We start from the raw sequence: 11,372 nt of genomic DNA, 5'->3' as shown, positions 1-11,372 counted from the left end.
ACTTCGTGCTCTCAAAGAAAACTACTCCCCACTAGTCGGTAACTGATTTCTCAGTCCAACTAATGGGGAGCAGTTCAGGGGTAGTCCCGGGGGCTCGAGGGGAATCCCGGGGGTCGCGGACGCGCGTGCGTGCCGCGCCGTATGATCGTGCCCATGCGACTGACCGCCTTCCACCGCCTCGTCGCCGACGAGTTCGGCACCGAGAGCGGCGACTTCATCCTCCACTCGCACGTGCTCGCCGACCACGGCGCCACGGCTGAACAGTTGCTCGAGAGGGGAGTGGACCCCCGTGAGATCTGGCTGGCCCTGTGCGCCGACTTCGAGGTGCCCGAGGAGCGTCGGCTCGGTCGCGACGACTGAGCGGCGCGTCGCGTTGAATTCGAACAGGCGTGCGTGTACTTTCGAACGCGACGCCCGGGACGGTCCCGCCACGCGGTTAGTGTGTGGAGCCGTACGGACCCGTCGGAGGGTCTAACAGAGGTGAGGGGTGGCCGCGGCCGTCCCGGACACCCGACGAACGAGAAGAAGAGGCACCCCAACCATGGCGAAGACGACCAAGAAGAAGGCCGCCGCTGCCGACGACCGGCAGAAGGCGCTCGACGCGGCCCTGGCCCAGATCGAGAAGGGCTACGGCAAGGGCGCGGTGATGCGCCTGGGCGACGAGAGCCGGCCGCCGATCAGCGCGATCTCCTCGGGCAACACGGCCATCGACGTCGCGCTCGGCGTCGGCGGTTTCCCGCGCGGCCGTGTCGTCGAGATCTACGGCCCGGAGTCCTCGGGTAAGACCACCGTGGCGCTCCACGCGATCGCCTCGGCCCAGAAGGAGGGCGGTATCGCCGCCTTCATCGACGCCGAGCACGCGCTCGACCCGGAGTACGCCCGCGCCCTCGGCGTGGACACCGACGCCCTGCTGGTCTCCCAGCCGGACACCGGCGAGCAGGCCCTCGAGATCGCCGACATGCTCGTGCGCTCCGGGGCCATCGACATCATCGTCATCGACTCGGTGGCGGCGCTCACCCCGAAGGCCGAGATCGAGGGCGAGATGGGTGACAGCCACGTCGGCCTCCAGGCCCGCCTGATGAGCCAGGCGCTGCGCAAGATGGCCGGCGCCCTCTACAACTCCGGCACCACCGCCATCTTCATCAACCAGCTGCGTGAGAAGATCGGCGTCATGTTCGGCTCGCCGGAGACCACCACCGGCGGCAAGGCGCTGAAGTTCTACGCCTCCGTGCGCTGCGACGTCCGCCGCATCCAGACCCTCAAAGACGGCCAGGACGCCATCGGCAACCGCACGCGCCTCAAGGTGGTCAAGAACAAGGTCTCCCCGCCGTTCAAGATCGCCGAGTTCGACATCATCTACGGCGAGGGTATCTCGCGCGAGTCCTCGATCATCGACCTCGGCGTCGAGCAGGGCATCGTCAAGAAGTCCGGCTCCTGGTTCACCTACGAGGGCGACCAGCTCGGCCAGGGCAAGGAGAAGGTGCGCCTCTCGCTCAAGGAGAACAAGGAGCTCGCCGACGAGATCGAGCACAAGATCTTCGTCAAGCTCGGCGTGGGCAAGTACGCCCAGGAGCAGGAGGCAGAGAAGGCCGAGGGCGGGGACTCCGACGCGCTCTCCGATGAGCCGGTCGACGTCGTGCCCAACGTCGACTTCGACGACGAATAACCGTGGCACCGGACCCCGAACGCCTCGCCCGCGCCGTCGCCGCCCTCGAGGCAGCCGCCGCGGGTGCCAACCCGATCCTCGACGAGGCCGAGGAGGAGGCCAAGGTGGCGGTCCGCGAGCGGGCCCTCGGCCTGCTCGACCAGCGCGCCCGCTCCCGCGCCGAGCTGCGCCGGCGCCTGCAGGACAAGGACTTCGACGCTGACGTCATCGACTCCGTGCTCGACGACCTCGCCGGCGCCGGCCTGATCGACGACGCCGCCTTCGCCCGCGAGTGGGTGCGCCAGCGCGCCACCCGCCGCGGCAAGTCGCGTCGCATGCTCGACCACGAACTCGAGCGCAAGGGGGTCGGCGCCGGCGAGCGGGCGGCCGCCCTCGACCAGATCGACCCCGAGGACGAGCGCGAACGCGCGCTCACCCTGGCCCGCAAGAAGGCCCGCTCCGTGCGCGAGGCGCCGGCCGACCGCCGCGAGCGCGACAAGGCGCTGCGCCGCATCGTCGGCGTGCTCGCCCGCCGCGGCTTCCCCGAGGGCATGTCGCTCGCGCTGGCCCGCCAGGCCCTCGACGAGCGCCTCGAGGAGCTCGACTAGAACCCGGCTAGTCCTCCGGGCCCGCGGGGGAGACCCCGGGCGCGTCGCCCAGGTTCTCCTCGATCAGCTCCGCGATCTCGCCGTTGTCCCGCATCTCGCGCAGCGCCTCGTCGACGGCCTGCGCCCCGGCCTTGTCACCGGGGTCCAGCCCGATGCCGTAGCGCTCCACGCTCAGCGGCTCGTCGGAGTTTCTCCGGTGCAGCTCGGTCACCCGCAGCCGCGAGGGCTGCTGGTCCGCGTAGCCGGCCAGAACGGCCGCGTCCGTGGTCACCGCGTCCACCTCGCCGGAGCGCAGGGCGCTCACACAGTCCGAATACGTGGGCAGCTCGCGCAGGCGCACCTCGGGGATCTCCTGCTGGACGGTCTGCGCCGGCGTCGAGCCCGTCACCGAGCACAGCGTGCGGCCCTCGAGATCCTCCAGGCCGTCGACGTCGCTGCCGACCTCGACCAGCAATGCCTGGTGGGTCAGCAGGTACGGCCCGGCGAACTGCACCGAGCGGGCGCGCTCCCCGTTGATGGTGTAGCTGGCCACGACCATGTTGACCCGGCCCTGCCGAAGCGAGGTCTCGCGCCGGCCCGTCGGGGTCTCCGTCCAGGTGATCCGCGGGGCGTCCCAGCCGTGGTCCTCGGCGACGTGGCGCAGCACCCGGTCGGCGATCTCCACGTCGAGGCCGCGCATCGTCCCGTCCGGGTCGCGCAGGCCCAGGCCGGGCTGGTCGTACTTGACGCCGACGGCCACGGTGCCCGCGTGCATGTCGGCCAGCAGCCCGTCCTCCGGTTCCTCGGCGCAGGCGGTCAGCGCGGCCAGTGCCGCCACGCAGGCGACGAGCGCCGCGGGCGCCTTCGCGGTCATCGCATCCACCTTCCAGGCCTGAAGTCGGTTCCACTCCAACGGTTCCACTCCAATGTAGCCGCCCCGCCGGAGCGCGCCGCGAAATTGGGCTCGACCTGCCCCACCCCTAGAATGTGCACCCGTGGAATCCCAGACGCTCCGCACCTATGAGGTGCGCACCTTCGGCTGCCAGATGAACGTGCACGACTCCGAGCGCCTCTCCGGCCTGCTCGAATCCGCCGGCTACCGGCGCGCAGCCGAGGACACCGAGCCCGACCTCGTCGTCTTCAACACCTGCGCGGTGCGCGAGAACGCCGACAACCGCCTCTACGGCACCCTCGGCCAGCTCAAGCCGGTCAAGGAGAACCACCCGGGCATGCAGATCGCCGTCGGCGGCTGCCTGGCCCAGAAGGACCGCGAGCACGTCGTCGACCGCGCCCCCTGGGTCGACGTCGTCTTTGGCACCCACAACATGGGCTCCCTGCCGACCCTGCTCGAGCGCGCCGCGCATAACGACCGCGCCGAGGTCGAGATCGCCGACGCCCTCGAGGAGTTCCCCTCCGTGCTGCCGGCGCGGCGCGAGTCCAACTACTCCGGCTGGGTGTCCATCTCCGTGGGCTGCAACAACACCTGCACCTTCTGCATCGTGCCCTCGCTGCGCGGCAAGGAGGCCGACCGCCGCCCCGGCGACATCCTCGCCGAGGTCAAAGCCCTGGTCGACCAGGGCGTCTCCGAGATCACCCTGCTCGGCCAGAACGTCAACGCCTATGGCGTGCACTTCGTCGACGAGTCGCTCGAGCGCGACCGCAGCGCCTTCTCCAAGCTGCTGCGCGCCTGCGGCGAGATCGAGGGCCTGGAGCGCCTGCGCTTCACCTCGCCGCACCCGGCCGAGTTCACCGATGATGTCATCGACGCCATGGCCGAGACCCCGGCGGTCTGCCCGAGCCTGCACATGCCCCTGCAGTCCGGCTCGGACCGCGTGCTCAAGGCGATGCGGCGCAGCTACCGCACGAAGAAGTTCCTGGACATCCTGGACAAGGTCCGCGAGCGCATCCCGCACGCGGCGATCACCACCGACATCATCGTCGGCTTCCCGGGCGAGACCGAGGAGGACTTCCAGGCCACCCTCGACGTCGTCGAGCGCGCCCGCTTCTCCTCGGCGTTCACCTTCCAGTACTCCCCGCGCCCCGGAACCCCGGCCGCGGAGATGGCGGACCAGATCCCCAAGGAGGTCGTCCAGGAGCGCTACGAGCGCCTCGTCGCCCTCCAGGACCGCATCGCCGCCGAGGAGAACGCCAGGCTCGTCGGCCACGAGGTCGAGCTGATCGTCCAGGAGTCCGGCGGCCGCCGCGACAACGAGACCCACCGCCTGTCCGGGCGCGCCCGCGACGGCCGGCTGGTGCACTTCGACCCCGCCGGCGCCGAGGGGGAGATCCGTCCCGGCGACGTGGTCACCGTCGAGGTCACCGAGGCCAAGCCCTACTTCCTGCTCGCCGACTCCGGCGTGCGCACCCACCGCCGCACCCGGGCCGGCGACTTGGCCGCCGCCGACAGGAAGCCCGCGACCGTCGGCCTCGGCCTGCCCGGCATCGGCGGCTAGGGTGAGGGACATGTCCGAGAACACCGCTACGAACGAGCCCTCCGCCCGCGAGCTGGCCCGGCGCGAGAAGGTCTCCGCCCGCCACGTGGAGCTGGGCGGCGCCTATTACGTCCTGCTCGGCGCCACGGTGGTCTACTTCGTCACCCTGCTGCTGCCGCAGGCCACCGGCGTGCAGGGCTGGCAGGTGGTCACCTTCAGCGACGCGGCGGCCGACGCCGGGGTCAAGCTGACCGAGTACGTCTTCGCGGTGCTGTGCCTGCTGGGCATCGGCGTGTTCACCACGGCGACGCTGATCACCCGCCGCACCGCTCTGGCGCTGATCGCCTGGATGATCACCACCGTCGGGGTGGCCTACTCGCTGCTCGCCGTCTGGCTGCGCCTGCAGCGCCCAGGCTCCGAGGCCGACGTCACCCTCGGGGTGGGCACCTACCTGATGATCCTGGTGGTCATCGTCGCCTTCGTGGCCTACGCGATGACCGTGCTGCGCCGCTCGCCGGAGCAGCGCGAGATCGCCCGCGCCCGCGCCGAGACCGACGACGTCGACGAGGTCGCCCGCGCCCAGCGCGAGGCCAGCCGGAACCCCGGCGCCAACCCGCTGCTCGTCGACGACCGCCGCGACCGCTCCCGCCGCCGCGCGCAGCGCCGCTCCCATGAGGACGCGGACACAGAGGACAAGACAGAGGACTCCGCCGACTAGAGGGCCAGCTCGAAGGAGCCCAGCCGGGCCAGCTCCCGCGCCCCGAGCCGGCGCGCCAGCCCGGCGGCGGCCGGGTCGTCGGGGGAGTAGGTCAGGAAGAACTCGCCCTCGCCGAGCGCGAGAAGTGCGCGCGTCACGCGCGAGCCCAGCCCGGATTGCCGACGCCCCCGCGCCACCACCGTGGTGCCGTGCTCGGCGACGTCGGCGCGTTGCCCGGCGGTGCGGTAGGCCTCCGCCAGCGCGACGGGCCGGCCGTCCTCCACCAGCACCGTCATCACCCCGTGGGTGCCCTCGGCGGCCAGGCGCGCCCGGGTGCGTTCCAGGCGCGCGCGGTCCCACGGCTCCGGTGCGACGGCCAGCGCCCCGTGGGCGCTGTCGGCGTCGTCGACGGCGAAGAGCGCGCACACGCCCCCGACCAGGTCCCCGGGCACGGCGAGGTCCTCGACGACCACGACGCCGTCGTCCGGCTCACCGCCGAAGTCGACCACGGCCTGCACCTCGGTCAGCGCGTGCCGGAAGCCACAGGCCTCGAACAACGCCCCGAATCGCGGGTCGCGGGTGAAGGCCTGCAGCGTGTCGCGGCCGGCGGCGCGGGCCACGCCTGCGGCCGCCGCGAGCAGTTCCTGGACCGCGACGGCGAGCTGCGGGACGTCGTCAATCGGGGTGGGCGCCGGCGGGCACAGCCCGACGTCGGGGACGATCTCCACGGCGGCCAGGCGCCGGGCGTCCTCGGCCGGCAGGATCACGTGCGCGAAGCCGGCGGCCTCGGCGTCGGGGTCGGCCATGACCGGCAGCCCGAACTCGCCGACGGCGGCCGGGCCGGGCTGGTCCACGAGCGCGAGCAGCACCGAGCGCGGGGCGAGCGGGTCGCCGCCGACGAGCTGGGTGTGGACGTCCTCGACGGCGACGGCCGCCGCCGGGGTGCCCGTGGCCTCCTGGGCCAGGAGGTTCGCGGTGAAGCAGAAGGTGCGCACGGCGTCCTCGGCGCCGGGCGGCACCAGGACGGTGCGCAACTCAGCGGTCCTCGAGCGCCTCGGCGGCGGTCTCGGCCCAGGAGGACCACTGGGCGGCCAGCGCACGCAGCTGCTCGGCCTTCTTCGTGTCGCCGCGCGCCTCGGCCTGCTCGGCCTGGGCGGCGAGCTCCTCGACGCGGCGGGTGAACTGCGCGGCGCGCTCCTGGGCCTCGGGGTCGGTGCGGCGCCACTGCGACTGCTCGGCGTCGGTGACTCGCTTCTCCAGGCCGGCGATCTTGTCCTCGAGCTCGCGCATGCGGGCGCGTGGCACGTAGCCGATCTCGTCCCACTTCTCCTGCAGCTCGGCCAGCTTTGCGCGAGCCTGGTCGAGGTTCTTGTCCGGGTCGATCAGCGGCTCGTACTCGGCGATGAGCGCGTCCTTGGCCTTGCCGTTGGCCTCGAACTCGCGGTCCTTCTCCGCGTTGACGGCGTCGCGCGCGCCGAAGAACTTGTCCTGCGCGGCGCGGAACTGCTCCCAGAGCTTGTCGTCGGCCTCGCGCGGGGCGCGTCCGGCGGCCTTCCACTCCTGCATCAGGTCGCGGTAGGCCCGCGCGGTCTCGCGCCACTCGGTGGAGTCCTGCAGCGCGACGGCGCGCTCGACGAGCTCCTCCTTGCGGCGCTTGGCGGCGGCGCGACCCCGGTCCAGCTCGGCGAAGTGGGCGCCGCGGCGGCGGTGGAAGGCGTCGCGGGCGCGCGCGTAGCGCTTCCACAGCCGGTCGTCGGTGGCGCGGTCGATGCCGCGGATCTTCTTCCACTCCTCGAGGATGGCGCGGATGCGGTCGCCGGCGGCCTTCCACTGCGTGGAGTTCTCCGCGATCTCCTCGGTCTCCGCGATCAGCTTCTCCTTGGCGGCGATGGCCTCCTCGCGGCGCCGCTTGCGCGACTCCTCGACGCGGCCCTTCGCGTCCCCGGCCTCCTGGCCGATGCGGCCGAGCTGTTCGCGCAGCGCCTCGATGTCGCCGATGACGGCGGCCTCGTCGAGGCCCTCGGCCAGGCTCTTCGCCTGCGCGCGGATGGCGTCGGCGTCCTCGGGGTGGCTCGACAGCCGCGACTCGAGCACGGCGATCTCGGTGACCAGGTCGTCGTAGCGGCCCGCGAAGTGGCGCAGCCCCTCCTCGGGCGTGCCCGCCTGCCACTGGCCGATCTCGCTCTCTCCGTCGGCCGTGATCAGGTAGACGGTGCCGTCCTCGGCCACGCGCCCGAAGCGGTGCGGGTCCGCTGCTGGCGCGGGCTTCGGGGTCGGCTTCGGCTTCGGGGTCGCCGAGGGCCGCGCGAGGTCGCCGGGGGTGGGGATCCGGCCCGGCATCGCGCCGGGGGTGGGGCGCGGCGACGGGGTGGGCGTGCCGGGGGTCGCGTCAGTCATGCGTCTGTCTCCTTCGGTGGAGGTCAGTGCCGCGGGCGAGGCCCGCGACCGGGTCGACGGGTGGGGCAGGGGCGGTGCGCCCCGTTGCCAACAATCTAGCCGGTTAGGCTCGAGGCATGCACGCGACAATCGTGGTCATGCCGGGAAGCCCGGCCCTCGTCCCCGAGCTCGCGCCGCGCGACGAGCCCGCCCGGCGCCTCGTCGCCGGTGTGCGCGCCCTCGTCACCGCCGACCGCCCGCTCGACCTCGTCGGCTCGCGCGACCGGCGGTGGTACACCGCCCGCACCGGCTCCCTCGGTGCCTGGGGCGCACCGCAGGTGCGGCACGACGTCGGCAATTACCTTCCTGAGCTGGTGCAACGTTCAATTGTCGACGTCCCGGTGCGCGCCGTGCGCGGTTCCCTTCAGCGTCCCGACCCCGAGGCGCTCACGCTGCTGGCCCTGGACGGCTCGGCGGGGCTGACCGCGCGCGCCCCGCTCGCGCTCCTCGACGACGCGGCCGAGGCCGACGCCTGGTGCCGGGCGCTCCTTTCCGGTGAGGCGCCCGAGCCGTGGTCGTCGGAGGACCTGCGCGCCGCCGGCGTGCTCGAGCCCGAGCTGTGGCTCGAGCTGGCCGGGTTCCCCGTCGTCGACGCCGAGCTCCTCGACGTCGACACCACCACGGGTGTCGGCCGCTACCTCGCGCGCCTGACGGTGGAGGTCGCGTAAATGGTCTCCTCTTCTGTGGGCGCCGAGGGCGCCGCCGGCGCCGCGCCGCGCCCTGTCGCCGTCGTGGGCCCGACCGCCTCCGGCAAGTCCGAGCTTGGCCTCGCACTGGCCGAACGCCTCGGCGGCGAGGTGGTCAACGTCGACTCCATGCAGCTCTACCGTGGCATGGACATCGGCACCGCCAAGCTCACCGTCGCCGAACGCCGCGGCATCCCGCACCACCAGCTCGACGTCCTCGACGTCACCGAGCCCGCCTCCGTGGCCCGCTACCAGCGCGAGGCCGCCGCCGACGTCGAGGCGATCCGCGCGCGCGGGCGGGTGCCCGTGCTCGTCGGCGGCTCGATGCTCTACTACCAGGCCCTCGTCGACGACTTCACCTTCCCGCCGACCGACCCCGAGGTGCACGCCCGGTACCTGGCGCGTCTCGGGGAGCTCGGCGCGCCGGGCCTGCACGCCGAGCTCGAGCGCGTCGACCCTCAGGCCGCGCGCGTCATCGAGGACAACGACGGCCGGCGCATCGCCCGCGCCCTCGAGGTCGTCGAGCTGACCGGCAGGCCCTTCGCCGCCAGCCAGCCGCCGCGCGATCAGCCGCCGCGCTGGGGCACGCGGATCCTGGGGCTCGCCACCGAAAGCGCGTGGCTCAACGACCGCATCGCCCGGCGCACCCGCGCCATGTTCGACGCCGGGCTCGTCGAGGAGGTCGACCGGCTCGTGGCCGCGGGGCTGGAGCGCGAGTCGACCGCCGGGCGTGCCATCGGCTACGCCCAGGTGCTCGACATGCGCGCCGGGTTGCTCAGCCCCGAGGAGGCGGTCGAGCGCACCGAGTCCGGCACGCGGCGCTACGTGCGCCGGCAGCGTTCCTGGTTCCGCCGGGACAAGCGCATCCGGTGGCTGGATGCCGCGGGCGGCCTGCTGGGCGAGGCGCTGTCTGCTCTAGACTCGGAGCGGTGAACGCTGAGTCTGCTGCCGCCTCTGATGCCTCTGATGTGTCCGACCAGGCCGTGACGCCCTTCGCCAAGGGCCACGGCACCGAGAACGACTTCGTCATCGTCTCCGACCCCGACGCCGCGCTCGCGTTCCCGCCCGAGCGCGTCGCCGCCGTGTGCGACCGCCGCGCCGGCATCGGCGGCGACGGCCTGCTGCGCGTGGTGCGCGCCGGGGCGCTCGTGGCCGCCGGCGAGATCCCCGCGCTGCCGGAGGGCGTCGCCGAGACGGACTGGTTCATGGACTACCGCAACGCCGACGGCTCGGTCGCCGAGATGTGCGGCAACGGCGTGCGCGTCTTCGCCCACTGGCTGCGCTCGCGGGGGCTCGTCGACACCGACGAGTTCACCGTCGGCACGCGCGCCGGGACGCGCCAGGTACGCGTGCTCGAGTGCTCCGAGCACGACGCCCGCGTCAGCGTGCGCATGGGGGCCGCGACCGTGACCGGGGTGTCGACGGTGCGGATGGGGGACTTCGACTTCGCCGGGCTCGGCGTCAACGTGGGCAACCCGCACCTGGCGGCCGTGCTGCCGGACGCGGACGCGGCGACGATCCGGGACCTGGAGCTGTGTGCCCCCGAGTTCGACTCCGAGTTCTTCCCGGCCGGCGTCAACGTCGAGGTGCTCACCCCGCTTTCCGACGGCGCGGTCACCATGCGTGTGTGGGAGCGCGGCGTGGGCGAGACCCGCTCGTGCGGTACCGGCACCGTCGCCGCGGCGACGGCCGCGCTCGCCGACGCCGGCGTGGCCACCGGTGCGGTCACCGTCCGGGTGCCCGGCGGTGAGGTCGTCGTCGAGATCGAGGAGACGGGGGACCAGGGTGCTCAGGGCGCTGGTTGTGCTGAGGGCGCTGGTCGTGCTGAGGGCGCTGAAGACGCTCCCGCCGTCGAGGCGACGCTCACCGGGCCGTCGCGCATCGTCGCCACCGGCGAGATGGTGCTCTAACGGTTTTCGGGGCCGGGGCCGGGCGGTGCAGTAACCCACTGCGAGACCCGGGCAGGCACCCGCGACACCACAGACCTCCGGCTGGCTGACTGGCTTCCTGGCGCAGTGATCTACTGCGGACCGGTCCTCTCCGGACCTCTGTCTCGTTCGGAGTCGTGTTGCAGTAACCCACTGCAAGGATCGCGCCCCAGAGTCCTACCGACCCTTGGTCACTCGATTTAGTACCCCACTGCAGCCCCCGACAGTCCTGAGGGGCCGGCTGACCCGATCCCGGGTCGCAGTGACCTACTGCAACCGCCGCCCTGAGGAACAACCGAGCAGTGACACAGTGATCCACTGCAAGCCTCGGCAGTCCCCGGGGTCTGTCGCCCGCTCGGCACCGATGCAGTGATCTACTGCAGCCTCATCCTGTCTCGCCGATGCTGGCTTCGGGACAGCGGTCCAGTGACTCACTGCAGGGTCGTCGGGGTCAGTTGGGGGAGAGACTGGATGTGCTGAACGGGGATGGTGCAGTGATCCACTGCAAGGTCTCGTTGGCGGGCTCGGGTGTGCTGGTGCAGTGACTTACTGCGAGGGGTCGTCGGAGAATGACAAGTTTCTAAACGATGGCTTCGCCCGGGTCTCCGGCTGCCGGCCTTGCGATCGCGATGCAGTGATCCACTGCAAACACCCGCCATAAGGATCCACGGAGTAGCGGCGCAGTGATCTACTGCAATCCTCCGTCTGCCGGCTGCGGCCCACCATCCCCGCCGCCTCCACCGGCCCTTCGCCCCCGGCGCCGTAGCTCACTGCAAGTCTCGGCAGTCCCCGGGGTCCGTCGCTCGCTCGGACCCGTTGCAGCAATCCACTGCAGCTCCATCCAGTCCCTCCGATGGCGACCTTGAGACGGCGATGCAGTGACCTACTGCAACCCCACCCGAGACCACCACAGCTTGGACACGAGGCGGTGGCTCGTCTGAAACTCACAGCCCACGTTCGA

11 protein-coding genes are annotated in these 11,372 nt (G+C 72.1%); 8 read left to right on the top strand and 3 right to left on the bottom strand.

Annotation, left to right across the window (positions count from 1 at the left end; genetic code table 11):
• Positions 1-153 precede the first annotated feature (153 nt).
• From QP119_RS11335 to QP119_RS11325, 3 genes are all read left to right on the top strand, one after another.
• Positions 154-360, top strand: coding sequence for a DUF3046 domain-containing protein (locus QP119_RS11335; RefSeq protein WP_284776259.1), 207 nt, complete (start codon positions 154-156; stop codon positions 358-360).
• 181 nt (positions 361-541) lie between these two features.
• On the top strand, positions 542-1,666 hold the full coding sequence (gene recA, locus QP119_RS11330; RefSeq protein WP_284776257.1) for a recombinase RecA: 1,125 nt from the start codon (positions 542-544) through the stop codon (positions 1,664-1,666).
• Positions 1,663-2,253, top strand: coding sequence for a regulatory protein RecX (locus tag QP119_RS11325; RefSeq protein WP_284776262.1), 591 nt, complete (start codon positions 1,663-1,665; stop codon positions 2,251-2,253). Before recA ends, QP119_RS11325 begins: the two co-directional genes overlap by 4 nt.
• Positions 2,254-2,260: 7 nt before the next feature.
• On the opposite strand, the gene QP119_RS11320 is transcribed toward QP119_RS11325, so the two are convergent.
• Complete coding sequence (locus QP119_RS11320) at positions 2,261-3,106, bottom strand: glutamate ABC transporter substrate-binding protein (RefSeq protein WP_284776255.1); 846 nt, start codon at positions 3,104-3,106, stop codon at positions 2,261-2,263.
• Between the two features lie 121 nt (positions 3,107-3,227).
• On the opposite strand from QP119_RS11320, the gene miaB reads away from it, so the two are divergent.
• Complete coding sequence (gene miaB / locus QP119_RS11315; RefSeq protein WP_284776254.1) at positions 3,228-4,685, top strand: tRNA (N6-isopentenyl adenosine(37)-C2)-methylthiotransferase MiaB; 1,458 nt, start codon at positions 3,228-3,230, stop codon at positions 4,683-4,685.
• Positions 4,686-4,695: 10 nt separating this feature from the next.
• On the top strand, positions 4,696-5,382 hold the full coding sequence (locus QP119_RS11310; RefSeq protein WP_284776249.1) for a hypothetical protein: 687 nt from the start codon (positions 4,696-4,698) through the stop codon (positions 5,380-5,382).
• Here the strand turns inward: QP119_RS11310 and QP119_RS11305 are convergent.
• Together QP119_RS11305 and QP119_RS11300 are read right to left on the bottom strand one after the other, a co-directional pair.
• The gene (locus QP119_RS11305) at positions 5,379-6,395 is read right to left on the bottom strand and encodes a GNAT family N-acetyltransferase (RefSeq protein WP_284776248.1); all 1,017 of its coding nucleotides are present in this window, start codon (positions 6,393-6,395) and stop codon (positions 5,379-5,381) included. The genes QP119_RS11310 and QP119_RS11305 overlap by 4 nt on opposite strands.
• A 1-nt stretch (position 6,396) precedes the next feature.
• Complete coding sequence (locus QP119_RS11300; RefSeq protein ID WP_284776247.1) at positions 6,397-7,758, bottom strand: DUF349 domain-containing protein; 1,362 nt, start codon at positions 7,756-7,758, stop codon at positions 6,397-6,399.
• Between the two features lie 116 nt (positions 7,759-7,874).
• Between QP119_RS11300 and QP119_RS11295 the strand changes: the two genes are divergently transcribed.
• The 3 genes from QP119_RS11295 to dapF are packed head-to-tail and all read left to right on the top strand — an operon-like array spanning position 7,875 to position 10,393.
• A complete protein-coding gene (locus QP119_RS11295) occupies positions 7,875-8,465 on the top strand; it encodes a hypothetical protein (RefSeq protein ID WP_284776246.1) in 591 nt (196 codons plus the stop codon).
• Complete coding sequence (gene miaA / locus QP119_RS11290) at positions 8,466-9,416, top strand: tRNA (adenosine(37)-N6)-dimethylallyltransferase MiaA (protein ID WP_284776244.1); 951 nt, start codon at positions 8,466-8,468, stop codon at positions 9,414-9,416. It abuts the gene before it with no gap.
• Positions 9,417-9,466: 50 nt separating this feature from the next.
• Entirely contained in the window at positions 9,467-10,393 is a 927-nt protein-coding gene (gene dapF / locus QP119_RS11285) for a diaminopimelate epimerase (protein WP_284776261.1), read from the top strand.
• Positions 10,394-11,372 lie beyond the last annotated feature (979 nt).

The organism is Corynebacterium frankenforstense (genome assembly GCF_030211955.1).
GTDB classification, from domain to species: domain Bacteria; phylum Actinomycetota; class Actinomycetes; order Mycobacteriales; family Mycobacteriaceae; genus Corynebacterium; species Corynebacterium frankenforstense_A.
This window is presented reverse-complemented; position numbering and strand designations above follow the sequence as displayed.

What these genes read in the sequence shown, in the direction of transcription:
- QP119_RS11335 (WP_284776259.1), top strand. Translation starts at nt 154, where the DNA reads ATGCGACTGACCGCCTTCCACCGCCTCGTCGCCGACGAGTTCGGCACC.
- QP119_RS11310 (WP_284776249.1), top strand. Translation starts at nt 4,696, where the DNA reads ATGTCCGAGAACACCGCTACGAACGAGCCCTCCGCCCGCGAGCTGGCC.
- QP119_RS11300 (WP_284776247.1), bottom strand. Translation starts at nt 7,758, where the DNA reads ATGACTGACGCGACCCCCGGCACGCCCACCCCGTCGCCGCGCCCCACC.
- QP119_RS11320 (WP_284776255.1), bottom strand. Translation starts at nt 3,106, where the DNA reads ATGACCGCGAAGGCGCCCGCGGCGCTCGTCGCCTGCGTGGCGGCACTG.
- QP119_RS11295 (WP_284776246.1), top strand. Translation starts at nt 7,875, where the DNA reads ATGCACGCGACAATCGTGGTCATGCCGGGAAGCCCGGCCCTCGTCCCC.
- recA (WP_284776257.1), top strand. Translation starts at nt 542, where the DNA reads ATGGCGAAGACGACCAAGAAGAAGGCCGCCGCTGCCGACGACCGGCAG.
- miaA (WP_284776244.1), top strand. Translation starts at nt 8,466, where the DNA reads ATGGTCTCCTCTTCTGTGGGCGCCGAGGGCGCCGCCGGCGCCGCGCCG.